The organism is Bradyrhizobium sp. USDA 336 (assembly GCF_044908355.1).
Classification (GTDB): Bacteria; Pseudomonadota; Alphaproteobacteria; order Rhizobiales; family Xanthobacteraceae; genus Bradyrhizobium; species Bradyrhizobium yuanmingense.
Genome location: NZ_JBIYDC010000002.1, coordinates 6571503 through 6597587 on the forward strand (window position 1 = coordinate 6571503; position 26085 = coordinate 6597587).

At 65.5% G+C, this 26085-nt stretch carries 20 protein-coding genes; 10 read left to right on the forward strand and 10 right to left on the reverse strand.

Features of this window, described 5'->3' with window-relative positions; genetic code table 11:
* Positions 1-22 precede the first annotated feature (22 nt).
* On the reverse strand, positions 23-3472 hold the full coding sequence (locus ABIA45_RS31805) for an indolepyruvate ferredoxin oxidoreductase family protein (RefSeq protein ID WP_404654750.1): 3450 nt from the start codon (positions 3470-3472) through the stop codon (positions 23-25).
* A 152-nt stretch (positions 3473-3624) separates the two neighbouring features.
* Here ABIA45_RS31805 and ABIA45_RS31810 point away from each other — a divergent pair, with 152 nt between their 5' ends.
* A complete protein-coding gene (locus ABIA45_RS31810) occupies positions 3625-4080 on the forward strand; it encodes an Lrp/AsnC family transcriptional regulator (RefSeq protein ID WP_109145613.1) in 456 nt (151 codons plus the stop codon).
* A gap of 245 nt (positions 4081-4325) precedes the next feature.
* Positions 4326-8441, forward strand: a complete 4116-nt coding sequence (locus tag ABIA45_RS31815; RefSeq protein ID WP_404654751.1) for a GAF domain-containing protein — start codon at positions 4326-4328, stop codon at positions 8439-8441.
* Here the strand turns inward: ABIA45_RS31815 and ABIA45_RS31820 are convergent.
* From ABIA45_RS31820 to ABIA45_RS31840, 5 genes are all read right to left on the reverse strand, one after another.
* Entirely contained in the window at positions 8415-8756 is a 342-nt protein-coding gene (locus ABIA45_RS31820; protein WP_404654752.1) for a hypothetical protein, read from the reverse strand. The two genes, ABIA45_RS31815 and ABIA45_RS31820, sit on opposite strands and share 27 nt — an antisense overlap.
* A gap of 220 nt (positions 8757-8976) precedes the next feature.
* A complete protein-coding gene (galE, locus tag ABIA45_RS31825; protein WP_035997363.1) occupies positions 8977-9969 on the reverse strand; it encodes a UDP-glucose 4-epimerase GalE in 993 nt (330 codons plus the stop codon).
* Positions 9970-9988: 19 nt separating this feature from the next.
* Positions 9989-10792, reverse strand: coding sequence for a WecB/TagA/CpsF family glycosyltransferase (locus ABIA45_RS31830; protein ID WP_271545900.1), 804 nt, complete (start codon positions 10790-10792; stop codon positions 9989-9991).
* Positions 10785-13160, reverse strand: a complete 2376-nt coding sequence (locus ABIA45_RS31835; RefSeq protein WP_404654753.1) for a Wzz/FepE/Etk N-terminal domain-containing protein — start codon at positions 13158-13160, stop codon at positions 10785-10787. The genes ABIA45_RS31830 and ABIA45_RS31835 overlap by 8 nt, the downstream gene beginning before the upstream one ends.
* 282 nt (positions 13161-13442) lie before the next feature.
* Positions 13443-14243: a bifunctional 2-polyprenyl-6-hydroxyphenol methylase/3-demethylubiquinol 3-O-methyltransferase UbiG gene (locus ABIA45_RS31840; protein ID WP_157283098.1), complete on the reverse strand. Its 801-nt coding sequence runs from the start codon at positions 14241-14243 to the stop codon at positions 13443-13445.
* 322 nt (positions 14244-14565) lie between these two features.
* Between ABIA45_RS31840 and ABIA45_RS31845 the strand changes: the two genes are divergently transcribed.
* Positions 14566-15594: a glycosyltransferase family 2 protein gene (locus ABIA45_RS31845; RefSeq protein ID WP_404654754.1), complete on the forward strand. Its 1029-nt coding sequence runs from the start codon at positions 14566-14568 to the stop codon at positions 15592-15594.
* Between the two features lie 221 nt (positions 15595-15815).
* On the opposite strand, the gene ABIA45_RS31850 is transcribed toward ABIA45_RS31845, so the two are convergent.
* Positions 15816-16802 (reverse strand): glycosyltransferase, encoded by a 987-nt coding sequence (locus ABIA45_RS31850; RefSeq protein WP_404654755.1) that lies wholly within the window; start codon positions 16800-16802, stop codon positions 15816-15818.
* A gap of 249 nt (positions 16803-17051) precedes the next feature.
* Here ABIA45_RS31850 and ABIA45_RS31855 point away from each other — a divergent pair, with 249 nt between their 5' ends.
* From ABIA45_RS31855 to ABIA45_RS31865, 3 genes are read left to right on the forward strand one after another with little or no spacing between them, the layout of a single operon-like run.
* The gene (locus tag ABIA45_RS31855; RefSeq protein WP_404654756.1) at positions 17052-18155 is read left to right on the forward strand and encodes a glycosyltransferase; all 1104 of its coding nucleotides are present in this window, start codon (positions 17052-17054) and stop codon (positions 18153-18155) included.
* A 3-nt stretch (positions 18156-18158) separates the two neighbouring features.
* A complete protein-coding gene (locus ABIA45_RS31860) occupies positions 18159-19511 on the forward strand; it encodes an O-antigen ligase family protein (protein WP_404654757.1) in 1353 nt (450 codons plus the stop codon).
* Positions 19508-20653, forward strand: a complete 1146-nt coding sequence (locus ABIA45_RS31865) for a GNAT family N-acetyltransferase (RefSeq protein ID WP_404654758.1) — start codon at positions 19508-19510, stop codon at positions 20651-20653. Before ABIA45_RS31860 ends, ABIA45_RS31865 begins: the two co-directional genes overlap by 4 nt.
* A gap of 21 nt (positions 20654-20674) precedes the next feature.
* Here the strand turns inward: ABIA45_RS31865 and ABIA45_RS31870 are convergent, their stop codons facing one another.
* The gene (locus tag ABIA45_RS31870) at positions 20675-21214 is read right to left on the reverse strand and encodes an RBBP9/YdeN family alpha/beta hydrolase (RefSeq protein WP_404654759.1); all 540 of its coding nucleotides are present in this window, start codon (positions 21212-21214) and stop codon (positions 20675-20677) included.
* Between the two features lie 122 nt (positions 21215-21336).
* On the opposite strand from ABIA45_RS31870, the gene ABIA45_RS31875 reads away from it, so the two are divergent.
* Positions 21337-21813, forward strand: a complete 477-nt coding sequence (locus tag ABIA45_RS31875) for an Lrp/AsnC family transcriptional regulator (protein WP_404654760.1) — start codon at positions 21337-21339, stop codon at positions 21811-21813.
* Positions 21814-21916: 103 nt separating this feature from the next.
* Complete coding sequence (locus ABIA45_RS31880) at positions 21917-22801, forward strand: protein-L-isoaspartate O-methyltransferase (protein ID WP_404654761.1); 885 nt, start codon at positions 21917-21919, stop codon at positions 22799-22801.
* 65 nt (positions 22802-22866) lie between these two features.
* Here ABIA45_RS31880 and wrbA read toward each other — a convergent pair whose 3' ends face one another.
* Both wrbA and ABIA45_RS31890 read right to left on the reverse strand, forming a co-directional pair.
* Complete coding sequence (gene wrbA / locus ABIA45_RS31885) at positions 22867-23466, reverse strand: NAD(P)H:quinone oxidoreductase (RefSeq protein WP_404654762.1); 600 nt, start codon at positions 23464-23466, stop codon at positions 22867-22869.
* Between the two features lie 139 nt (positions 23467-23605).
* Entirely contained in the window at positions 23606-24304 is a 699-nt protein-coding gene (locus ABIA45_RS31890; RefSeq protein ID WP_404654763.1) for a pirin family protein, read from the reverse strand.
* Positions 24305-24420: 116 nt separating this feature from the next.
* Between ABIA45_RS31890 and ABIA45_RS31895 the strand changes: the two genes are divergently transcribed.
* Both ABIA45_RS31895 and ABIA45_RS31900 read left to right on the forward strand, forming a co-directional pair.
* On the forward strand, positions 24421-25356 hold the full coding sequence (locus tag ABIA45_RS31895; protein ID WP_404654764.1) for a LysR family transcriptional regulator: 936 nt from the start codon (positions 24421-24423) through the stop codon (positions 25354-25356).
* Positions 25357-25493: 137 nt separating this feature from the next.
* Entirely contained in the window at positions 25494-26015 is a 522-nt protein-coding gene (locus ABIA45_RS31900) for an REP-associated tyrosine transposase (RefSeq protein WP_404654765.1), read from the forward strand.
* Positions 26016-26085: the final 70 nt, after the last annotated feature.

Here is a 26085-nt window from a genome sequence, read left to right on the forward strand (position 1 = left end):
CTGAAGCGTCCGCGGCGCCGCGTCAACCGGTGGCGAGCATCCTTGCCGGCGTTGGCGTGTCCAGTTCGGCGAGTAGCCGCTCGACGTCGGCCTTCACCTTCACAACCGCGATGTCCTTCACCGGGCCATAGCCGCGGATATCCATCGGGCCTTTGGCGATCGCCACGAGATTTGGCAGATGCGCCGCATCGAGCTCGCCCAGCATCCGCTCGATCAGGCCTTCATACCAGGCGATCAGTTCACGCTCGGCGCGCCGTTCCGCGGTGTAGCCGAACGGATCGAACGGCGTGCCACGCAGTGCTTTCAAGCACGCGAGCATGGCCAGAGGCACCTGAATCCACTGGCCGAAGGCGCGTTTGCGCGGACGTCCCCGTGCATCGCGCCGCGACTTCAGGAACGGCGGGGCGAGGTGGTACTGGATGCTGAAGCCGTCCTCGAATTCACGCTTCAGCTCGTCGAGAAAGCCGCTTCGCATGTGCAGCCGCGCCACCTCGTACTCGTCCTTGTAGGCCATCAGCTTGAACAGGCCGCGAGCGACCGCCTCGGTCAGCGCCTCACTGTTCAGCTTGGCCTCGGCATTGCGGACCTTTCCGACCATCGCCCGGTAGCGCGCCGCGTAGGCGTCGTTCTGATAGGCCGTGAGGAACTCGGCGCGCCGGGCAATGAGCTGGTCGAGCGTCTCGGCTTCAGGTGCCTTGTCCGAGGTCGGCAGAAAATCCGGATCGGCCGCGGCGATCTGGCCCCAGGCAAAGGCCTGCTTGTTGCGTTCGACCGCGACGCCGTTGAGCTCGATCGCGCGGAGCAGCGCCTGCAACGAGACAGGGACGAGACCGCGCTGCCAGGCAAAACCCAGCATGATGATGTTGGCGTAGACGGCATCGCCGAGCAGGCGCTCGGCCAGCGCATTGGCATTGACCGTGTCGAGATTGTGCTCGCCGATGACCTGACCGATCGCGCGCAGGCGGCTTGATGCAGCGAGATCGGCATCGCGGAAGCGGACCACGTCGCCGGTCGGCATTTCCGCGGTGTTGACGGCGGCACGGGTGCCGCGGCGATATGTGCCTGATGCCTTGGGCGAGGAGCTGACGACGAGGTCGCAGCCGATCAGCGCATCGGCCGCGCCCTGGTCGACGCGAACCTGGTGCAGCGCCTCGGGGCTCGCGGCCAGGCGAATGTAGCTCAGCACAGGCCCGAATTTCTGCGCAAAGCCGGTGAAGTCGAGCACCGAAACGCCGCGGCGTTCCAGATGCGCGGCCATGCCGATCAGCGCGCCGACGGTGATCACGCCGGTGCCGCCGACGCCGGTCACCAAGAGATCGTAGGGCCGCTCGAGCGTTGCGGGGGCGGGCAGGGGTAGCGTGGCGGCGCGGCCGGCCGCATCGATTCGGCTCGCGCTCTTCTTCCGCCGCGTCGCGCCTTCGATCGTGACAAAGCTCGGGCAGAAGCCGTTGAGGCAGGAAAAATCCTTGTTGCAGGACGACAGATTGATCTGCCGCTTGCGGCCGAACGGCGTCTCCTTCGGCTCGACGCTGAGGCAGTTGGATTCGACCGAGCAGTCGCCGCAGCCTTCGCAGACGAGGTCGTTGATGTAAGCGAAGCGCTTGGGATCGGCCATCTGCCCGCGCTTGCGCCGGCGCCGCTTCTCGGTGGCGCAGGTCTGCTGGTAGATCAGCACCGAGACGTCGGGAACCTCGCGCAGCTCGCGCTGCACGGCATCCATCTCCTCACGCGGATGGATGGTCACGCCGGATGGCAGGTCGGCCGGCCTGAATTGCGCGGGATCGTCCGACACCAGGGCGATGCGCTCGACACCCTCGGCGCGGACGCTCTGGGCGATGGCATGGACGCTGACGGGCCCGTCGACCGGCTGGCCGCCGGTCATGGCGACCGCGTCGTTGAACAGGATCTTGTAGGTGATGTTGGCCTTGGCCGCGATCGCCTGCCGGATCGCCATCGAGCCGGAATGGTAGTAGGTGCCTTCGCCGAGATTCTGGAACACGTGCTTGCGGCCGGTGAATCGCGATGAAGCAGCCCAGTTCACGCCCTCGCCGCCCATTTGGATCAGTGAGGAAGTCTCGCGGTCCATCCAGCTTGCCATGAAGTGACAGCCGATGCCGGCGAGCGCCTTCGATCCTTCCGGCACTTTGGTCGAGGTGTTGTGCGGACATCCCGAGCAGAAATAGGGCGTGCGGGTCGCGCCGCTGACATTGATCGTGCGCGCGGCCTCCGGCATCAGGGCGGCCGCGCGCGCGGCGAGATTGAGACCCGGAAACATCGGATCGAGCCGGCGCGCGAGCACGTTCGCGAGCGCGCGAGGCGACAATTCGCCGATCCAGGAGATCAGCCGTGCGCCGGTTTCGTCGTGCTTGCCGACCATGCGCTCGGGCTTGCTGCCGGGATAATCGTAAAAATATTCCTTGAACTGGCTCTCGATGATGCCGCGCTTCTCCTCGACCACCAGGATCTCGCGCTTGCCCTTCACGAACTCCATCGCGTCGTGCAGCGCCAGCGGCCAGACCATGCCGACCTTGTAGACGTCGATGCCGATGCGGCGACAGGCCGCTTCATCGAGGCCCATCAGCCGCAGCGCTTCCATCAGGTCGAGATGCGCCTTGCCGGTGGTGACGATGCCGTAGGTGGCGCTGGGGATATCGTAGATGTGGCGGTCGATCGGATTGGCCTTGGCGAAGGCGTAGACGGCGTGCTTCTTGGCTTCCAGCCGTTCCTCGATCTGCGGGCCCGGCAAATCGGGCCAACGATAGTGCAGGCCGCCGGGCGGCGGCGTGAAGTCGCTCGTGCGGAACACGCGCGGCGGGCGCAGCGCGACGGATGCGCCTGATTCCACGATCTCGGAGATCGCCTTGAAGCCGACCCACATCCCGGAGAAGCGGCTCAGCGCGTAGCCATATTCGCCGAACGCCAGATATTCGCCGACGTCCGAGGGGTGCAGCGTCGGCATGAACCAGCTCATGAAGGCGACGTCGGACTGGTGCGGCATCGAGGAGGAGACGCAGCCATGGTCGTCGCCGGCGACCACCAGCACGCCGCCATGCGGCGAGGAGCCATAGGCATTGCCGTGCTTGAGCGCATCGCCGGAACGATCGACGCCCGGGCCCTTGCCGTACCAGAGCCCGAATACGCCATCGACCTCGCGGTCGCCTTGCGTCTCGACCTGCTGCGAGCCGAGCACAGCGGTTGCCGCGAGGTCCTCGTTCACGGCGGGGAGGAATTCGATGCGGTCCTGCTTGAGCCGCTGCTGGATGCGCCAGAGCTCGAGATCGATGCCACCGAGCGGCGAGCCGCGATAGCCGGAGATGAAGCCGGCGGTGTTGAGCCCGGCCGCACGGTCTCGTCGCGCCTGGTCGAGCGCGATGCGGACGATGGCCTGCGTGCCCGTGAGGAAGACGCGGCCCTCCTCGCGCTCGTAGCGATCGGAGAGCTCGTACGTGTCGAGTGACGGAATGGCGTCCATGGCGGACCTCGCGCGGCATCCTGCCCAGTGATGGAAGGTTATGCCTGGGCCGCTGGTAGGTCTTACCTATTTATCCCTGCTGCTATAGAAATTCGGTAGAATTTTGCATGCAGACGTCGAATCTGGTAGATCTGCTCGAACTGGAGCCTCCCATGATCGAAGAGCAGGACACCCGCATTCTTGCCCATCTCCAGCGAGATGGCCGCGCCACCAACCAGCAACTCGCCGACGGGGTGGGCATGTCCACCTCGGCCTGCTGGCGGCGGGTGCGGGCGCTGGAGGAGAGCGGCGTCATCCAGGGCTATGCGGCGCTGGTCGCGCGCGAACGGGCAGGCTTTGCGATGTCCGCCATCCTCCACGTCTCGCTGGAGCGGCACGATGCAAAGTTCGTCGATGAATTCGTGGCGAGGGTCACCAAACGCCGCGAGGTGCTGGAGTGTTTTGCGACCACCGGGGACGCCGATTATCACCTCCGCGTCGTCGTCCAGGACATCGCGGCCTACAACCGCTTCCTCGACGAGTTCATGTTCCGCATCCCCGGCATCCGTTACGTCCGTAGCAACGTGGTGCTGAAGGAGATCAAGACCAGCGTGGCGCTGCCGTTTTGAAGGAGGTGCTACGGCACCGCGATATCAACCTCCCGTAAATCATCACAGGCTGCAAACTGGTAGACGGAACATGCCATTCGTGGGCGGTTCGACCTCGCAGCGGTATTCCGGTCAGTTTTGTCGCGCTCGTTCGCAGCTCGTTCACTTTGATCGACGGTTTGCGCCGCGCAATAACGACCACTTAGGCGATCGCCGCGCATAAAGGCCCCGGGATAAATAGGCAGAAATGCCCGGGAGCTGAGATCGTGCCGACGACACTCGCGCGCACCTTTGCGGCGTTGAGCGCCATCAATGAAGCGATCCTGTACGCGAGATCGCCGGAGGAGCTGTACCAGAAGGTCTGCGACGCCGGGTTCTCGAGCGGGGATTTTCTGGCCGTTGCCGTTTTCCTGGTCGAGCCGGACGGCCGAAGGCTGCGCTACGCGGCCGGTTGTGGCGATGACATTGCGCGGCTCCGCTCGATCGTGATCACGACGGAAGCCGGCACGCCAGAGGGATCCGGCGTCGGCGGCGAGGCGTTTCGCGATCAGAAGCTGTGCGTCAGCAACGACTATCTGAACGATCCGCGCTCGCTGGCGTGGCGCGAAGGCGCCGCCAAGGCGCATATCGGTGCGGCCGCGGCGCTGCCGCTGCTCTGCAATGGCAAGAGCGTCGGCGTATTGTATGTGACGCGGAGCGAGGCCAACTCGCTGAACGAGCAGATGGTGTCACTGTTCGAGCGCATGTCGGCGAACGTTTCCTACGCGCTGGACAATTTCGCCCGTGAGACCGCGCGGCAGACCAGCGAGCGGGCGACGCGGCGGCTCAACCGCATGTTCGGCGCCATCAGCGCCACCAACGAGGCCATCCTGCGCGCCAAGACCGAGCGGGAGCTATACCAGCTCGTGTGCGACGCTTCGGTCCACAGCGGCAAGTCGCTGGCGACCATCGTGCTGCTTCGCGAGCCGGACTCGCACTGGATGAAGCCTGTCGCCGCCACCGGGCAGAACCTCGATCTCGTCACCCAGGCGCGCTATTCGGTCGATCCGGACAATCCTTACGGCAAGGGTATCTCGGGCGAGGTGTTCCGGACGCAGAAAGCCATCGTCGAGGACGATCTCGCCAGCCGCACAAGGGGCACGCCGTGGGAGCAGGCCAACGTCAACACCGGCGTCGCCGCGTGCGTGGTCGCGCCGTTGATCAGGCACGGCGAGAGCGTCGGCGTGCTGCTGTTCTTTATCAGCCGGTCCTGGGCCAAGGACGAGGAGATCGTCGCGCTGCTGCTGCGCATGGCCGAGAACGTCTCCTTCGCGATCGAGAATTTCGGCCGCGAGGCCGAGAAAGCCCGGATCTCCGCCGAAGAAGAGTGCCTGGCGCGCATGTATGCGGCGCTCAGCGCCACCAACGAGGCGATCCTGCGGGCACGGTCGCGGGCTGAGCTGTTCGACCTCGTCTGCGAGGCGACCGCAACGGGAGCAAAGTTCACCTCGGCCACCGTCGCGCTGGTCGACCATCAGACCGGGCTGCTGCGCGTCGTCGCCTGCTACGGGCCGAATGCGGATCAGGTTCGCAACTTCACGTTCTCGACCTCCGACCAGGTGCCCGAAGGGCGCGGCTTGACCGGCACCGCGTTTCGCACGCGCCAGCCCGCCGTCAGCAACGACGTGCTCGCCGACGAGCGCATTGCGCCGTGGCAGGCCAGTGACCGCCGCAACGGCATCGCGTCCTCCGCGGCCTTGCCGCTGTTCAACGGCGACCGGGTCGAGGGCGTCTTTCTGTTCAACTCCCCGGAGCGCGGCACCTTCACCCCGGAGCTTGTCGAGCTACTGCGCAAGCTTCAGGCCAACGTCGCCTTCGCGCTCGAAAGTTTCGACCGCGCCGACGAGAAGGCGCGGGCGGACAAGCAGCGCAATCGTCTGAGCGGAATGTTCGAGGCGCTGAGCGCGACCAACGAAGCCATCATGCGCGCCAAGACGCGCGAGGAGTTGTTCGAGGCGGCCTGCCAGGCGGCCGTGCTCGGCGACCTGTTCGCCTCGGCGACGATCGGCATCATCGACGACGCACGGGAGCTCGTCCGCGTCGTTGCCGTCAAGGGACGCCTGCAGGAGCGTATGACCGGGCGCACCTGCATCATTTCCGCCGATCATCCCGAAGGCCAGGGCATCATCGGCACTTCGCTGCGGACGTGCCGACCCAGTGTGATGAACGATTATCTGAACGAGCCGCGCTCCGCATATTGGCGCGCAAAGGCCATCGAGGATGGAACGCGGGCTGCGGCGAGCTTCCCGCTTCTCAGAGCGGGACGGGAACCGGTCGGCATTCTGCTTTTCCTCGCACCGGAAGAGAATACGTTCACGCCCGATCTGGTCGAGCTGCTCGGACGCCTCGCGGAGAACGTCTCCTTCGCACTCGACAATTTCGAACGCGCCGAGGAGAAGGCCCGCACCGAAGCGCAGAAGGAGCGCCTGACGCGCATGTTCGCGGCGCTGAGTGCGACCAACGAGGCGATCATGCGCGCGAAGTCGCGCGCCGAGCTGTTCGACCTCGTCTGCCTTGCGGCATCGAACGGCGCCAAGTTCACCTCGACCACGATTGCCCTAGCCAGATCCGGCACGGACCAGCTCGAGATCGTCGCCGCCGCAGGTCCCTCCGCCGGCACCACGCGCAATGTCCGTCTCTCCATCGATCCGGATCGGCCGGAAGGGCGCGGCATGAGCGGCACGGCGTTCCGCACGCGCCAGCCCTGCATCAGCAACGATTATCTCAACGACGACCGCGTCCGTGTCTTCCACCCCATCGTGCGCGGGGACGGCGCGCGGTCGGGCGCCGCGTTTCCGCTCATCGTGCACGACCAGGCGGTTGGCGTCATGATCTACATGTCGACCGAACCGGCGACCTTCACGCCCGAATTCGTCGAGCTGTTGCAGCGCCTCGCCGACAACGTCGCTTTCGCGATGGAGAACTTCGATCGCGCCGACGAGAAGAACAAGGCCGACGAGCGCATCGAATACCTCGCCTCGCACGACAGCCTGACCGACCTGCCGAACCGCGAGACCTTCAACGCCCTGCTGCGCGAGGCGATCGATGCGGCGCAACGCCACGATCACCGCTTTGCGGTGCTGTTCATCGACCTCGACCGCTTCAAGGTCATCAACGATTCGCTGGGTCACGAGGCCGGCGACCTGCTCCTGCTCGAGGTGGCGAACCGCCTGCGCGGCGCTCTGCGAGCGAGCGACGTGGTCGCGCGCCTCGGCGGCGACGAGTTCGTGGTGATCCTCGACCAGTGCGGCGAGATCGAGGACGTCCAGCGCATCGCCACCGGGCTGCTCGCCGCGCTCGCCGAGCCCATGCAGCTGGCCGGCCACGAGTGCCATTCCACCGCCTCGATCGGCATCGCGATGTATCCGGCCAACGGCTCCGACGCCCAGACGCTGACCAAGAACGCCGACATGGCGATGTACCTCGCCAAGGAGGACGGCAAGAACGGCTATCGCTTCTTCTCCAACGAGGTGAAGACGCAGTCGATCGAGCGGCTGTCGCTGGAGAGCGCGCTGCGCCGCGCGCTGGAGCGCGAGCAGTTCTCGCTCAACTACCAGCCCAAGGTGGACATGGCGACGGGGCAGATCACGGGCGTCGAGGCGCTGCTGCGCTGGACGCATCCCGATCTCGGCAACGTCTCGCCGGCACAGTTCATTCCGCTCGCGGAGGAAACCGGGCTGATCGTGCCGATCGGCCGCTGGGTGCTGAAAGAGGCCTGCGCGCAGGCCATGGCCTGGCAGCGCCGCGGCCTGCTGCCGCTGTCGATGGCGGTCAACCTGTCGCCGCGGCAGTTTGCCGACGAGCATTTGTTGCAGGACGTCGACGAGGCGCTGGCGGCCTCCGGCATGTCGCCCGTGCTGCTCCAGCTCGAGGTCACCGAGAGCATGATGATGCGCAATGTCGGCCGCGCGCTGAAGGTGCTCGACTCCATCCAGAGCCGCGGCATCCGTCTCGCCATCGACGATTTCGGCACCGGCTATTCGTCGATGTCGCTGATGAAGCACTTCCCGATCGACACCATCAAGATCGACCGCTCCTTCGTGCGCGATCTGCCGCAGGATTCGGAGGATCAGGCCATCGCGCAGGCGATCATCAGCATGGGCAAGGCCCTCGGCATGACCGTCGTCGCCGAAGGCGTCGAGAACGCCGAGCAGGAGGCATTCCTGCGCGCCCATGGCTGCGACGAGATGCAGGGCTTCCTGATCTCCAAGCCGCTGCCGGCGCGGCAGATGGGCGAGCTGCTGCGGCCCATGGCGCTGCCCGTCGCGCCGCCGCTGCAGCCGGAGCAGGACGCTGCAGTCACGGAAGCTGCGGCCTCACGGCTGAAACGCACTGTCGTCTGACGGCTGCGGCTGCAGCTTGCGAATCTCGTCATCCTTGGTGTCTGCCTTGCGCGGAAAATCCTCCGGCCAAGACACCGAGGTCTGATCCTCGAACAGAGCGAGGAGCAGACACGCGCCCTCTGCAAAGGTCGATCCGTCTTCGAGGCCGAGCGCATGCGACCACGCACCGGGCATCGGCTGGCGCACGTCGAGCACCGCGATCGCGGGTCCCCACCACCAGGCCGGCGCCGGCGAGCGCTCGTCCTCGGGCACGGCGAGCCAGCGGGCGAACTCGTTCACCACGCGCTCGAATTGCAGGCTTGCGGCCTGATGCATTCGCTCGGTGCTCCTTGTCGCGCCTGAAACCAGGCCGATGCGCGCACTCGGTCGTGGTCGTGAAGTTTTGAAGAACGGCGTCTCTCGGAGGCCGTATGCCGGCCCATCGGGGCCATACCACAAGCAAGCGACGGCCGGAAAAGAGGCCGGCGCGGCTGTCATAGTCTCTTCATTCTCTTTAGCGGTTGAAGGTGCCCACCGGCAAGGAGCAATATGCTGCCTAACGTGGCCTGAACGGATGCGCCTTCTGGTGCCAGGCCCAGGCCGTGCGGACGATCGTCGGCAGGTCGGAGTGACGCGGCACGAAGTTCAGCACCTTTCTTGCAGCAGAGGGATCGGCGACCAGAAAGGTGGGATCGCCGGCGCGGCGCGGCTTGATCGTGTGTGGCACCTCGCGCCCGGTCTCCTGCCTGATGGCATCGAGGATCTCGCGCACGGAAAAGCCGGAGCCGGTGCCGAGATTGAAGCTGCCGCCGGCATGGCCTTGCTCCAGAAGCCTCAAGGCCGCCACATGCGCCGCCGCAAGGTCCGTGACGTGGATGTAGTCGCGGATCGCGGTGCCGTCGGGCGTGTCGTAATCGTCGCCGAACACCGCGAACTCGACATGGCCCTGAAGCGCCATCATCGCGCGGGGGATGAGGTGGGTTTCGTTGTCGCGCAGCTCGCCGATGCCGCCGGCCGGATCGGCGCCGCTGGCGTTGAAATAGCGCAGGCAGAACGCGCCGAAGCCGTAGGCCGTGCGGTAGTCGGCGAGCATGCGCTCGATCATCAATTTCGACGCGCCGTAAGGATTGATCGGCGCGCAAGGAAAGTCTTCCGGCAGCGCCTTGGAATCCGCGTTGCCGTAGACGGCGCCGGTCGAGGAGAACACGATGCGATGGCAGCCCGCGTTGCGCATCGCCTGCAGCAGCGACAGCGTGCCCTGGACGTTGTTGATGTAATATTTCTGCGGGTCGGTCATGGATTCCCCGACGAGGCTCGCCGCCGCGAAATGCATCACCGCCGCGATCTTGTGGTCGGCGAAGGCGCGCGCCAGGGCCGCGCCGTCGAGCAGATCGCCCGTCACCAGCGGGCCCGATACGAAGCTGCGATGACCTGTCGAGAGATTGTCATAAACGACGGGCTGATAGCCGGCGGCGGACAATGCACGGCAGGCATGCGAGCCAATATAGCCAGCGCCCCCGGTGACGAGGACGGTCGGTCGGTCGGTCATGTCGTATTCTGCTCTTCTCTTAACGGAGGGGCCGGTTGCGGCTGAAGAGAAGATAGAGCGCGCGGGGGTTGGTGGTCAAATAACGCCAGAGCAGACGGCGCGGCTCGAGCAAGGTGCGCCAGGCCCATTCGAGCCCGATTTTCTGCATCCATTGCGGCGCGCGGGAACGGCTGCCTGACAAGAAGTTGAACAATCCGCCGGATGTCTTGATGACGCCAACATTGGTCAGATGCGGCGTGAATTCCTTCACGAATGCCTGTTCGTTGGGCACACCGAGCGCGACCCACAGATAGTCCGGCGCCAGGGCGTTGATCTCCTCGACCTTGGCACGCAGCGCCTCGCCGCGCAGATAGCCGTGGCTGTGCCCGACGATCTTGAGACGTGGATACATTTTCTGGACGTTCGCGACCGCCGCGGCGTTCTCGGCCTCGCTTGCGCCGAACATGTAGAAGGTGCGGCCGGCGGCTTCGGCCTTGCGCGCAACGACGTGGAACAGGTCCGTGGTTGCGACGCGCTCCGGCAGCGGGAACCAGGATTGCAGCTTCGAAGCGGCGACCAGCGGCTGACCGTCGGCGTTGATCAGATCGGCGGCACGGAACAGGTGCTCGGTCTGCGGCTCGGTCGAGCAGCGCGCCAGCACCTCGCCATTGGCCGAGGTCAGGAACAGCGGACGGCCGATGCGATGGTCGGGATTCGTCGCCTCGATCATGAAATCGGCGGTGGCTTCCAGGTCGATCGCGGCCATGCGAAGTCCGCCGACGGTAATTCTCGGCACCTCGGCAGTTGCTGCCCGTCCGTCGAGGTTGACGCGGCGCTCAAGCATATTGTCTGCCTCGCTGGCGCGTTTGCATTGCAGGGGTGAGCTCGTCGAGCACGACGCCGACGAGCTTGCGCTCGGCCGGGCCGAGCGCGGCTAGGATCTCTTCCAGGCTGTCGTTGACGTCGAGGCTGGTCGGCAGCACGGCCACCAGCGAGTCGATGTCCTCGAGCAGCTTGCGGCCGCCGGCCGCGAGCGGAATGGCTGGGCCGTCGAGGATCACGAGATCATAGCCGCCCGCGGAATGGGCCTGCACAATCGCCTTGTGGATGGCATCGGCGGCTTTGCCGGCGTCGCCATCGGCGGCCGGCAGCACCGAGATGCCATTGACCGTCTTGATCTCGCGCGCGTCCTTGCTGCCGATCGAGAGCCAGCCGAGCCTGCTCGGCTCGCTCTTGCCGGGACGGATGACCCTGTTCGTGAGCGAGCGCGCCTGATGGTCGGCATCGATCATCAGCACGCGGGCGCCGTCGCGTGCGGCCGCCAGCGCGAAGTTCAGCGCGGCCACGCTGCGGCCGCTGGTCATGCCGGTGCCGACGAGCGCGACGACCGGCATCGCCTTGCCGCCGGCGCGGCGCGTCACCGCGGCGCGCATGTCGCGCCAGGCGTTGAGCAAGCTCGTCATGGGAAAGCCGGGGCGCAGCGTCGGCCAACCCAGCCGCGTGAGATCGACGCCGCCGCCGGTGGGAAGGATGGCGCCGAGCGTATGGATGACGTCGGCCTCCTGGAAGCGTGCGATCAGCGGCTTCTCGATCACTGGCTGCTCGACCATCGAAGGCTGCAGCGGGGGCGCGGCAAGTTCCGGCGTCGATGGCGCTGCTTCAGGAACGCGCGGGGCCTGCCGCGGCGGAGCAACCTCCGCAGCGCGCGGCAGCTCCGGAGCTCGGGACGTCTGCGGCGCCGGCGAGCGCTCACGCCGGGCGGGTGTCGGCGTCCCGGGCGCGGCTGCACCGGCGAAAAGCAAATCTGCCACAACGAACCAGCTCGACGCCGCGATCGCCCCGAAGATGAAGCCGATCATGGCGAACAGGCTCATGGCCGGCGGGAACGAGCGCCGCTGCGGCACCGTCGCCTCGCCGATGACGCGGGCGGCCGAGGTGTTCAGGCTCTCCTGCTCCTCGGTCTCGCGGGAGCGCTTGAGAAAGGACTGATAGACCTCGCGGCTGGCATCGGCTTCGCGCTCGAGCTCGCGCAGGCGCACGGCGGCCTGGCTGAGCTGGACGCTCTGCCGCTTCTGCGCTTCCAGCGCGCGGTTGAGCGAGGCCTCGAAATCGCGGGCGCGCGTCAGATCGTTCTTGGCGGACTGGGCGAAGCGGTCGATCTCCTCGTTGATGGTGCGCTTGAGATCCTCGACCTGCTTCTCGGTCTGACGCAGCGCCGGGTGGCGCGGGCCGAGCTCACCGGCCTGCTCCGCATATTTCTTGCGCGCATCGGCATATTGCGCGCGCAAATTCGCAATCGTCGGCGATTGCAGCGCCTCCGGAATCGCGCCGGCATCGGCAGCGGTGCGGCGGCTCGCCTCGATCTGGTCGAGCCGCGCCTGCGCGTCCATCGTCGCTGCGCGGGCCGCGGAAAGCCGCTGATTGCTGGCGGAGAGCTGCTGATCGCTAATCAACGCATCCTGGGTGCCGACGAAATTGTTCTGGGCCTTGTAGGTCGCCAGCGCAGTCTCGGCGTTACGCAGCCGGTCGCGCAGCTCCTTCAGGCGGCTGGAGAGATCGTTGGTGGCGCGCCGTGCCGCCGAAGCCTGCGACTTGCGGGACTCGGCGAGATAGGCATTGGTCAGCGTGTTGGCGAGCATCGCCGCCTTGGCGGGATCCGTCGACCAGACCTCGATGTCGACGATGAAGCTCTTCTCGGTTTTGCGGATCGCGATGTGCTTGTTCAACGCATCGAGCGCCGCGAGCTCCACTTCCCTCTTCTCCGCAGCGGAGGGCGCGCGCGGTTGCAGGCCGATCAGGCCGAGCAGCGACGACATCAGGCTCCCAGCCTCACCGCCTCCGAATTCCGGATCCTTGTCGAGGCCCGCCTGCTGGATCACCTGGAGCAGCACGCTGTTGGAGGTGATCAAGCGCGCCTGGCTCTCCACCACCATGGCCATGCCGGTGACGTCCTGGGCCCGGGGCGTGAGCTCGCGGTCGACGAGCTGAAGCTCGCGCGGGTCGACATAGAGCTGAGCGGTGGCGGTGTAGCGGGGCGTCACGCTCTTGCCGATCGTGACGGCAAGCGCCGCACCGAGCAGGGCGGCCGCGGCGATCGCGACCTTCCGCCGCCAGAGCAGATTGGCGAGCTCCAGCACGTTGAAGCCGGCCTGAGGCTTCCGTTGCGCGGCCTCCGGTCCGGCTCGATCGATCGGCTGGTTATAATCAAGCATGATCCCCAGCTTTCATTCCAAGTGCCGCGGGCTGAGGGGTTACTCTTCGCTTTACGCCACGCACCCGGGATATAGGTGTCCGATCAACGCAACAGGGAAAATTAACCATACTCATTGAGGGACTATTCACCGAAATGGCAAACAAAGCGTTTAAGCGCATGCCATCCCTCGGCGCCTTCCTGTGAATCTCGCGATACCCGCTCCTTAACGGTTCGTTACCGCGCGCAGCATGGCCGCGAGCCGTCGCTCGTCCGTTGATGGGCCGCGCACGTGCCATCGCCGTCAGATCCTCCGAAGGATGACGTGATAGTCGCCGCGGCGGACGTCGGTGCCGCGCGGCAGCACGGCGTTGAGCACCGCGGCGCCGGCGTCGACCAGGGCCGCAAACAGCGGCTTGCGCCGGCGCATCTCGGGATAGCGCGGACTTTCGACTTCACGACGATAGATCATCTCGAGGCCGTTGGCGGCTGCGAATGCTTCCAGCCGGGGCAGCGTCACCAGCGGATGGAAGAACGTCGGGAACGGCGGCTCGCCGGGCAGGCCGGCGTCCTTGATGCCGCGGATATGCCGGTAGAACCAGACGTGAAACCAGTGCGGCGAATATTTGGTGACGAACCCGGAGAGCGAGCGCGGATTCGGTGCGCCGATCAGGATCATCCCGCCCCGCCTCAGCGCATCGCGGAAGTTCAAGAGCGCGGCGTCGACATGGGGCAAGTGCTCGATGACGTTGTAGCATATCACGAGATCGAAGGTCTCGCGGGCGAAGCTGTAGGTCTGGACGTCGCCGAGGATCGCCTCGTCGGCGTAGGTGTTGTTGCGGACCTGGTCCTCGTCGATGTCGACCACGGTGACCTTGCTGCGGCTCAGCAAGTCCGGTGGCAGAACGCTGCACGAGCCGCCGCCCGCCTCATAGATCGCGAGCCGGCCCTGCGGCAGCTCGCGACACAGCACGTCGTGGACGGCGAGCAGGCTGTCGCGGGCTTCGCCGGGAACGAGATCATGGAGCGCCTCGGCATATGGTGCAGCCGCGGGGAATTGGATCGCCGTGGCTGTCGCGAAATCGATCGGTGCTGGCTTGTTCATGGATTCTGACCGCGCTTGTTCTATTCAAATTTACAGGAAAAAATGCGCCTGCCCGAAGAGCAAATCCGATGCCGCACCGTCTCACCGGTCGCAGTGCTTACGGCCCGGTTAATGCGCAAGCGCATTAACTACGGTATTGTTCATGTTGGAGCGTTGCCGGCGCGTGGACCGCCAATTGCAGCATGACGCGCGGCGAACTTGGTGGCTATGTACCGCGCGGCAGCCGTTCATTTTGAGACGCATCTGTCCCGCGGCAATGTGCCGTCGTGGGACGCGCGATCGAAGCAGGGATTCTTCAATACATCTCGGACATCTAGACCTCATGACATTGATCCCGACAGACCTGTCTGCAGCACGCATCCCGGATGCCGTGCGCGATTCCAACCGGGAGATCGTGGCGAGCTCTCGCGTCATCGACCTCTCGGTCGGCATCGTCGTCTGTGTCCCGTGCTTCCGTCGTCCGCAACACCTGCGCCTGACGCTGGAGTCGTTGGCGAACCAGCGCACCCCGCGCTCCTTTGCCGTCGTCATGGTCGAGAACGATGCGGTGCGGCGCGAAAGCGCGCCGGTTGCCGCGGAGTTTCTGGCCGCTGGAAGGCTCCAGGGCGTCTGCCTCATCGAGAAGCGGCAGGGGAACTGCCAGGCGATCAATGCTGCCTTCGAGACGGCGCAACGGCTGTTTCCCGCCGCGACCCGTTTCCTGATGATCGACGACGACGAGATCGCATCAAGCGACTGGCTCGAGCTGATGGTCCGCACCGCGGAGGCGACCGGCGCCGACGTGGTTGGCGGGCCGGTGCTGCCGGTCTTCGACGACGACAGCAAGCCCTGGCTTTCGCGTCATCCCGCCTTCTGTCCAGCCTACGACTACAGCGGTGCGGTGCCGCTGATCTACGGCTGCGGCAATTGCCTGATCACGCGGGCCGCCTTCGAGCGGTTCGACCGTCCCGCGTTCGACCTGCGCTTCAATTTTCTTGGCGGCGGCGATTGTGATTTCTTCGTGCGGTGCCGTGACGCCGGCATGCTGTTCCACTGGACGGCGGAGGCCGTCATCACCGAGACCGTGCCGCGTAGCCGCACCAGCCTCGGCTGGATCGCAAAGCGCGGCTTGCGCATCGGCGCGATCAATTATCGTGTGCAGTACAAAGCCGCCCCGAGCGCAGCAGCGCGGGCGCGGGTCTTTGCGCAGATGCTGGGCCGTTTGCCGCTGTCGCTGCTTCGCGCCGCCGCCTTGTTGCCGTCGTCGAAAGCCGTCGTCGCGATGCATCCGGTGATGGTTGCGTCTGGCGCCGCGCTGGCGGCTCTCGGCCTTGAGCCGAAGCCTTACGAGGCCTCGAAGATCGCGTCCTGACGCGGCGACGACTAGAGCGTGATGAGATCGGGTTGATTGCTACAAGGACAGTGCACTCCCTCTCCCGCTTGCGGGAGAGGGCCGGGGAGAGGGTGTTTCCGCAATGGGATAGCCCCCTAGAGGAGAAAGCCCTCACCCGCGCCTTCGGCGCGACCTCTCCCGCAAGCGGGAGAGGTTGCAACGAGCCCGTGGCAAGCGATTCGACTTAAAGCCATTCCGCTTTAGATACCGAAACGGGCGAAGGCGACCCGGATTGCCGAGCGTGGCAGCGATTTGAGCGACTGCCGGCCGATCATCGCGAGATAAGCGAACGCCTGGCGATACCTGCCGAAGCGGACCGCCTGCATCGCCGAGTAGGTGACGAGATGAATCTCGGCGGCAAGGCGCAGCCCGGCTGTCATGTGCTCGGGCAATCTCGCCAGGATCAATCCGTCATCGAACACCCGCGCGATGGCCGGGAAGAAGTCCTTCGGCGTCCGGACCGCGGCGTTCATGGTGTTGGCCGTGTGAAGACGATAATCGAGCAGCAGCTCCGGCGCGAACGCGAACTCCCCGATCGCAGCGAGGCGGCACCAGCAATGCCAGTCCTCGCAATATTTGAGGGACGTATCGAAGCCGCCGATGGCGCGGAAAGCTTCCGCGCGTGCGAGCGCGATGCCGCCATTGACGATGAAATTGCCGGCGGCGAGCCGCGTCAGCACGTCTCCGGACGGCTTCCGGCGCCCCTTTAGGAGGCCGCGCCGGCCGATCTGGCGGCCTTCGCTGTCGATGATGTTGTAGTCGCCATAGACGAGAACGGCGCGCGGCGCGCCACGCGCTGCAGCGAGCAGCGCCGCCACCGCGCCGGGGCGCAGGCGGTCGTCGGCATCGAGGAAGAGCAACCACTCGCCGCTTGCCTGTCTTGCGCCGAGATTGCGTGCGGCCGATACGCCCGCGGAATCGTTGTGGAACAAGTGCAGCCGCGGGTCACGCATGCCGCGGACGATCGCAACGGTTTCGTCGTCCGAGCCGTCGTCCACGACGATCACCTCGGTCACCTCGCGCTGCGCCAGTGCGCTGGCGAGCGTTTCGCCGACATAGGCCGCAACGTTTTTGGCGGGAATGACGACCGATACTGATGTGGTCGAGCCGACCTGAAGCGGCAAGCGTGCTGGCGTTGCCGCGCGTGAGGCGGCTGGCAGTTCGAGAACCTCTTCAGCGGTGATCAAGCGACGGCTCGCCCTTAATGATCTGTTAACCAGGACCATGTGCCGCGCTGGTAACGCGGGCGATCTACAAGTCCAGCGTGCGCGCATGATACTCGCATTGCGCTCCAACCGGTGCCGAGAAGGGCCGTGTGCCGCCGGTTTTCGTAGAATAACGTTAAGCCGCTGGCATTAAGCCTGTGGCAAATTTGGAAGAGTGCGGCGGACTGCCTCGTGCGAGAATGCGCATCGGACCACCGCGGATGGAATCCCGTGCCCGCAAACACGTTCGACCACGATCACAATGCGATGATCCTGAACCTCTTTTATGAGGACAAGGACGACCGCTGGTTTCCGGGTGACCGGCATCTGCGTCGCATCGCCCGGCGGTTGTTGCTCGGCGAGCCGCGCATGAGTGGCCAGCTGCGCGTGTTCCTCAATCTCTGTGCGGGGCTCGACCGGCTCGGCATCCGCTACCGCGTCAACGATTACGGTTACATCGCGCAACATCCCGACGAACTTGCCTGCATCGTCGGGCGCACGTTCCTGCTCGACAAGTTCCCATGGAAGAACCCGATCCTGCTCGGCGCTGCCGCCCACAATCATCCGCTCGACGACCCTGATCTATTCAAGCGTCTGCCGGTGAAGAAGGTCGTGGTGCCCGGTCCCTGGTACGTCGATATGTACCGGCCATATTGGCCCGAGACCGAGGCCTGGCCTGTCGGCATCGACACGAGTCTCTGGGCGCCGTCGGCTCGAGCCCAAAAGACCATCGATGTCCTGATCTACGACAAGGTGCACTGGGATCGCGAGCGTTACGCGCTGGAGATGATCGAGCCCGTGCGCGCCCGGCTCATCAAGGAAGGCCGCTCGTTCACGGAGCTGCGCTACGGCAGCTACAAGGAGGCAGATTATCAGGCTGCGCTCGCGCGTTCGCGCGCGATGATCTTCCTGTGCCAGAGCGAGAGCCAGGGCATCGCCTATCAACAGGCCTTGTCCTGCGGCGTGCCGGTGTTTGCCTGGGATCCGGGCGGGCCGTGGCGCGACCCCGACTATTATCCGCATCGCGTGCAGTTCGCGCCGGTGTCGTCGGTGCCGTATTGGGACGAACGCTGCGGCGTCAGGTTCACCGACATCGCCGGCTTCGAGGCGGGCTGGGACAATTTCTGGGCCGGGTGCAGCGCTGGCGAGTTCGATCCGCGCGGCTACATCCTGGACAATCTCACGCTGGAACAAAGAGCGCTGCAATATTACGAGATCGCGCGGAGCATCCTGCGGCAGCCCGTGGTGTCGCAGACCTCCGCAAGGCCCGTTGACGAAGCCTCGGAAGGGTTGAGCCGCGACCCGAAGCTTCACCGGCGTTACCAAATGTCTTGAGCCATGGACCGCAGCGCCGCCAACATGACCGACGTCGAGCCCCGACCGTTCGGCCATATCCTGCGTGATCGCCTCGCAGGACTCGATGCCGTGCAGGTGGCGCGCTGCCTCGTCGCGGTCGGGGCGCTGCTGCTGGTGCTCGTGACACTCGATCCGTTCCCGGACCTGCGCAATCCCAACGTCACCATGATCGTCGGCGGACGAATGGCGCTGACCTATGTCGCCTGGGGCCTGCTGGCTGCGGTCGCTATCCTGTGTGTCGCTGCCACCGATGCGCCCGCGCTGAAGAGCCTGGTGACGCCGCTGCATCTCTGCCTGCTGGGCTGGCTTGTGATCAACATCGCCTTCTCAGAGAGCCGCGGCGTTTCGATGCAGCGATTCGTGCTCACGGTCAGCGCGACGTCGCTCGCCATCGTGTTGCCGTTGCTGCCGCCGACGCGGCGCAGCTTCAATTCTTGCCTCGGTGCCGCCGCACTCGTGCTGCTCGCGCTGTGCTATCTCGGCGTCTTTCTCGCGCCGCAATATTCGATCCACACGGCGCTCGACGTCACCGAGCCGCAGCTCGCCGGCGATTGGCGCGGCAGCTTCGGCCACAAGAACATCGCCTCGGCCGTGATGACCATCCTGGTCTATGTCGGCATCTACCTGTCCGCCGTGGGCTCGTTCGTGATGGGGCCTGTGATCGCCGTGCTGGCCGGCACCTTCCTGATCTTCACCGGCGGCAAGACGTCCTCGGTGCTGTGCCTTGCGGTCTACGTGCTCGCGTCACTGGTCTATGTCACGCCTAGCCTGTGGCTGAAGCGGCTCATCTGCTTCGTGCCGCTGATTGCGATGAACCTGTTGACCGTCGGCAGTGTCGTCAGCCCGGCGCTGGCGGCGATGACGCGGCTGCTTCCGCTCGATCCGACCTTCACCGGACGCTCCGCGATCTGGGATTTCGCGCTCGCGGCCGTCGCCGAGAAGCCGATCATCGGCCACGGCTATTCTGCGTTCTGGGACGACGTGAGTGCGCGGGCCACCGCGGAAGGAGCCGAATGGGCAACATCGGCGGCGCACAGCCACAATAGCTACCTCGATCTCGCGGTCACGATCGGTCTGCCGGGGCTGCTGCTGGTGATCCTCATCTTCGTGCTCGCTCCGCTCCGCAATTTCCAGACGGCGCAGGCTCGCAGCCGCAGTGGCGCACTGGCCAAGCTGTTCCTGACCGTGTGGCTGTTCGGCCTGTACTTCGGTGCCACCGAGACCTTCCTGCTCGAACGACAGAATCCGATCTGGTTCATGTTCGCGCTGGCGGTGGCCGGCCTGCACTTCCTGGCAAGGTTCCAATGCATCGAGCAGACCGAGCCCCGCGCATGACCTTCCTCAGCGTTGATCAGCCCGACGATTTTGCGTCCAGCGCGTCGGCCATCGCGGTCGATTTCCTGCGTGACTGGCGGCATGCGGCCTCGCGCCTGAACGCCGGGCACCGCACCGCTTTCCAGCATGCTGGCTGGCTCGGCGCCTGGTACGAGTCGTTTCACGACGTCGCTCCGTTGATCGCCGTGATCTCCGATGCTGCCACCGGCAAGGACATCGCGGTCGTGCCGATGATCAGCCATGTCCGGCGCGGCATCCGCATCGTCGAGTTCGCGGACCTCGGCGTCTCCGACAACAACGCACCGATCCTGGCGCTCGATGCCTCGTTGGATGCGGGAACGGCGGATGCGATCAACACGGCGCTGATCGGCACGTTGCGCGCGCTGCCCGATCGTTTTGATCTGCTCCGCCTGAAGAAGATGCCGGCAGAGGTCGGCGGCAAGCCGAATCCGCTGGTATCGCTCGGCCGGATCGGATCCTCCTCGCTCAACGGCAATCTCGTGTTGATGGGCGACGACTATGGCGGCTATCAGGCCGCGATCAAGCGCCTGCAGATGCCGCGCTGCTGGCGCGTCTTCAGCCGTCATGCCGGTGCGCGGTTCGAGATCGCCGCCGATGTCGGGCGTGCGCACGAGCTGTTGGACGTGATGGATCTCCAGCAGCAGGCACGCATGAAAAAGCTCGGCTCGCGGTTCGTTCTCAACGACGAGACCCATGCGCGGTTCTATCGCGAGGTCGTCCGAGAGGGCCTCGCGGGAGGTCATGCCATGGTCTCGGCACTGGTGTGCGAGGAAGGCATTGTCGCCACCGCGCTTGGCGTCAAGCATGGCGCGACCTATGTCCTGCTGCGCATCAGCCATGGCGGCGATCAATGGTCGAATTGCTCGCCGGGTCTGCTCGTCATCGAGCGCACCATGGCGGCGCTGCATGCGCAAGGCCTGCGCCGTTTCGACCTCAGCATCGGCAATCAGGACTACAAGCGGCGCCTCGGCGCCGAGAGGGTGCCGCTGACCGATGTCAGCGTCGCGCTGTCCTGGCGCGGCCTGCCCTTCGCCTGGCGCGATCACGCCGCGCAGGGCCTTCGGCGCTATCCGAAGCTCGCCTCCCTCGCGGCGAGGGCGATGGGCAAGGGAGCCCGCTGACGGGCGCCCTCTGTTTCGCCATCACCTCGGAAGGCCCGCCCGGAAAGCATCCAGCAACGCGCGTCCGTGCGGCCAGTCGCCGAGCCCGCTCGCGGCATTGATGTGGCCGAGCGCGCCCGGCACGATCAGGCCGGACTGCCAGTCCTGCGCCCGCCGCCGTGTCACCTCGAGCGCTCCATATGGATCATTCGTGCTCGCGATGATCAGCGCGGGAAAACGCAACGCGCCGCCGGGGACCGGCTTGAACGCTGCGGCCTCCGCGGGAAAATGGCCACCATCGGGATCGGGCACGGCGACCAGAAAGGCGCCCGCAATCGCGGAAGGGAAGCGTGCGGCCCAGTGCGCCACCAATAGGCAGGCGAGGCTGTGTGCGACCAGGACGGGCGGCCTGGCGCAGCCCGCGACCGCGTGCTCCAGGGCTTGCTCCCAGTCGTCGAGCTCCGGCTGGTCCCAGCTCGCCGGCTGGAATCGCGTGATGCGCGCGTCGGCGCGCTCCCATAGCGTCTGCCAGTGGGTATCTCCGGAGCCGCCGAGCCCGGGCAATGTGATGATGTCGTGCATGAACGTCCCGTGATATCTGAGGTGACGCCGCAGTGTGACCGATCGCAGTCCTGCATCACATGGCAAGTCATCGGCGAAATCGACCATCTGCCGATGATCTCAAGGTGGAACGGAGAATTGAGTTGGATCGCTTCGGGAGCATCGATGCCAAGGATTTGAAGATCATCGAGGCGCTGCAGGCCAATGCGCGCGTGCCGTTGTCCGAGCTCGGCCGTTCCGTCGGGCTGTCCCAGCCGGCCGTGTCCGAACGCGTCAAGCGGCTCGAGGAAGCCGGCATCATCGAGGGCTACGGCGCCCGCATCAACCCGCGCGCCCTCGGGCTCGGCCTGATGGCGCTGGTGCGCCTGCGCACCTCGCACGAGCATATCAAGACCTGCCTCAAGCGGTTCAGCGAAATCCCTCACATCATCGAAGTCCATCGCGTCACGGGCGATGACTGTTTCGTGCTCAAGGTGCTCGTTCCGGCGCCGGAGGATCTCGAGACCATCGTGGATCGCATCGCCGGTTTTGGCGCTGTGACGACCTCACTGGTGCTGCGGAGCGAACCCGTGCGGCCGATCGGCAAGGACCTCGTCAGGAAGAAAACAGAACGGAGTTGAGGCGTGGCCACGTCACCGCGCCGTCACAAAGGCCCGCGATTGCGCAAGCCTTCCGATGATCGTCCTCGTTGTGTTATCGTCGCTTCCATTCCGCGGAGGCGACATGGAAGACCGTTCGGCAAAATATCGTGCATTCTATGCGCAGTTGATTTGCGCTGCTGCGAAGGCTGCAGACCCTCGCCTCGAACAGGCCTTTCGGACCATCAGGCGCGAGCCGTTCGCCGGGCCCGGGCCGTGGTCGATCTGTCTCGGCGGTCATCCCTATGTGGTCACGCCTGACGATGATCCCGCCTTCCTCTATCAGAACGCGCTGTTGGCGCTGGACCCGGCGCGCGGTCTCAACATCGGCATGCCCGGAGCGCACGCTTACTGGCTCAACGGCTGCGCCGTGAAGGAGGGCGAGACCGTGGTCCAGATCGGCGCCGGCAGCGGCTATTACACCGCGATTCTCGCGCATCTCGTCGGTCCCGGCGGTCGCGTTCACGCCTATGAGATTGACGAGCGTCTGGCGGGACTTGCGCGCGACAATCTGAAGGACATCGCCCATGTGGACGTGCGCGGACGCTCGGGCATCGCTTCCGATCTGCCGGCGGCCGACGTGATCTATGTCTGCGCGGGCGCGGCACAGCCGGCGGCGGAATGGCTCGAGGCGCTGCGGCCCGGCGGGCGGCTGGTGTTTCCGCTCGCGCCCGAAGGCATGCTCGGCGGCATGTTGATGATCACCCGGCCGGATCACGGTGCGATCTGGCCGGCGAAATTCCTCAGCCGCGCCCAATTCATCGGCTGCGCGGGATTGCAGGATGTCGAGGCCGGCCGGCGATTGGGCGAGGCGTTCGCGAAAGGTTGGGAAGGGGTGCAGTCGTTGCGGAGAGAGGGCGCCCCCGACCAGACATGCTGGTTTGCCAGCGAGGGCTGGTGGCTTTCGACGGCGCCCGCACCTCAACCGACGGAGCCGGTTCGGCCTCACGCCGACATCACGCTGATTTAACGGTGACCCTATCCCAATCCCGGATTGGGGCGGCATTCCCAAGTGAGAATGCCGCCCGGGTCGCATCAGCCATGCAGCTTCTTGGCGGTCTCCGCGATCTGGCGGCCCTGATAACGCGCGCCGGCGAGCTCGTTGGCGCTGGGCTGGCGGCTGCCGTCGCCGCCGGTGATCGTGGTGGCGCCATAGGGCGCACCGCCGGTGACCTCGTCGAGCTTCATCTGGCCGGCAAAGCCGTAGTTCATGCCGACCACGACCATGCCGAAATGCAGCAAGTTGGTGATGATCGAGAACAGCGTGGTCTCCTGGCCGCCGTGCTGGGTCGCGGTGGCCGTGAAGGCGCCGCCGACCTTGCCGTGCAGTGCGCCCTTGGCCCAGAGGCCGCCGGCCTGGTCGAGGAAGTTCGCCATCTGCGAGGCCATGCGGCCGAAGCGGGTGCCGGTGCCGACGATGATCGCGTCGTAATTGGCGAGGTCCTCGATCTTGGCGATCGGCGCGGCCTGGTCGAGCTTGTAATGAGAGGCTTTCGCGACCTCGGGCGGCACCAGCTCGGGCACGCGCTTGATGTCGACAATGGCGCCGGCCTCGCGCGCGCCTTCGGCGACGGCATTGGCCATCGCCTCGATGTGGCCATAGGCGGAATAATAGAGGACGAGAACTTTGGTCATGGTGGTCTCCGTTGGGACTAGTGTTGGTCTAATTGTTGAGGTCGTCATGCCCGGGCTTGTCCCGGGCATCCAGGTTGTTGTCGGCGCGTGGAGAGGCGTGGATGGCCGGGACGAGCCCGGCCATGACGGAGAGAACGGTTTAGGCCGCGTCGACGAGCACGAGCTCGGAATCTTCGAGCGCGGTGATCTTCAGCTTGGCCTCGTCGCTGATCGCGGCGCCGTCGCGGGCATTGATGCGGACGCCGTTGACCTCGACGGCGCCTGCCGCCGGCACCAGGTAGAGATGCCGCGACGTCTGCGGCTCATACTCCGCGCTCTCGCCCGCCTTCAGCGTGGTGGCGAGCACTCGGGCATCGGCGCGGATCGGCAGTGCGCCCGTGTCGCCCGCAAAGCCGCTGGCGATGGTAACGAGCCTGCCGGAGCGGTCTGCCTTCGGGAACGGCTTCGAGCCCCAGGTCGGCTGTCCGCCGCGCATCGCCGGCTCGATCCAGATCTGAAAGATCCGCGTCCTGGTCGGCTCGAAATTGTACTCGGAGTGGCGGATGCCGCTGCCGGCGCTCATCACCTGCACGTCGCCCGCTTCAGTGCGGCCCTGATTGCCGAGGCTGTCCTGATGGGTGATCGCGCCTTCGCGCACATAGGTGATGATTTCCATGTTGGCGTGGGGATGGGCGGGAAAGCCGGTGTTCGGCGCGATCTCGTCGTCATTCCACACCCGCAAGGCGCCGTGGCCCATGTTGTTCGGGCCGTAATGGCCAGCGAACGAGAAATGATGCTTGGCCTTGAGCCAGCCGTGATCGGCGCCGCCGAGCTTCGCGAAAGGTCTGAGTTCGATCATCTGTGCAATTCCTTGATGTCGGATTGACCTGTTGGATAAGCCTTCGCCTGTGGTATAGAAATAGAAACTGTCGAAACGCATTGTTTCCTTAAATGCTCCACCAGGGACCGGCTGCCATGGCAAAACTTCCAGATTTCGAAGCGCTCGCGATCTTCGCCAAAGTCGTGGAGCTGCGATCATTTGCGGGGGCTGCGAGCGAGCTCGGGATGTCAAAGGCCACGGTGTCCAAGGCGGTCACGCGATTGGAGGAGCGGCTCGGCGCGCGGCTGTTCAACCGCACCTCGCGCCGGCTCGCGCTGACCGATGCCGGCCACAAGCTGGCCGAACGCGCGACGCGCCTCTTGGCCGACGGCGAGGCCGCCGAGAACGAGGCGTTGGCGCAGTCGGTGGCGCCGCGCGGCTTGGTGCGGCTCGCCGTCCCCATGACGTTCGGCATCAAGGCCGTGGCGCCGCTGCTGCCCGAGTTCTTCCAGGCCTATCCGGAAGTCTCCGTCGATCTGCATTTGAGCGATGCGACCGTCGACCTGATCGGCGAAGGTTTCGACATGGCGGTGCGGATCGCGCGCCTGCCGGACTCTTCGCTGATCGCGCGGCGGCTCTTCACCATGCCGCGCTACACGGTCGCCGCGCCGTCTTATCTCAAGAAGCACGGCCGGCCGACGCACCCGATGCATCTCGCCGCACACAAATGCTTCAGCTACGCCTATCTCTCCACGCCCAATGCCTGGCACTACACCAATTCGGCCGGCGAGCAGGCCAGCGTCCGCCCGGGCGGCCAGCTTCGCGTCAACAACGGCGAAGCGGTGATGCCGGCGTTGATCGCAGGCCTCGGCATCGCCGAGCTGCCGGAATTCATCGTCGGCGAGGCGATCTCGTCGGGCGAGGTCGAAGTCATCCTGAAGGACTGGAAGCAGGCCGAAGGCGCCGTGCACCTCGTGACCCCGCCCGGCGGCCCCCGCCCCGCGCGCGTCGAAGCGCTCGCCGATTTCCTCGCAGCCAAGCTGCCGGGCACATGCAAGCGGCGGCCGAAGAAGGGTGTGAGAGTGCCGTGATATTTGGTCGGCGGGCACGGCGCGCGAGGAGCGCGCCTTTGCCCACCCTGCGGAATCTCGCTAGTCTATCCTAAACGCAGCTATCGTAGGGTGGGCAAAGCGAAGCGTGCCCACGTCTTTGCCCGAGGTTATTGCAAGTGTCTCGATATCGGCGCGCGCAGGGCAGCACGTTCTTCTTCACGGTCGTGCTCGCCGATCGTTCAAGCACGTTGCTCGTGGATCATGTTGATCGCCTGAGGCGAATTTACCAGACGGTCCAGCAACGCCGCCCGTTCGAAACGATCGCGATCTGTATCCTGCCCGATCATCTCCATGCCATTTGGTCGCTTCCGGACCACGACGTCAATTTTTCGTCGCGGTGGAATCTGATCAAGGGCGGCTTTTCGCGCGGGATAGAACCGCGGGAGCGCTCGGTAAGCAAACTGCTCAAGCGCGAGAAGGGCATCTGGCAGCGCCGCTACTGGGAGCATGCCATTCGCGACGATGCGGACCTGGAGCGTCACGTTGACTACATCCATTTCAATCCAGTGAAGCACGGCCTCGTCGAGCGCGTGCGCGATTGGTCTCTCAGCAGCTTCCATCGCTACGTGCAACAGGGTGACCTTCCCCTGGATTGGGGCGGGGATATGCGAGACATCGCGGGTCGTTTTGGAGAGTGATCGTGGGCACGGCGCGCGAAGAGCGCGCCTTTGCCCACCCTACGAGATCTCGCTGGTCGAATCTAGGTGC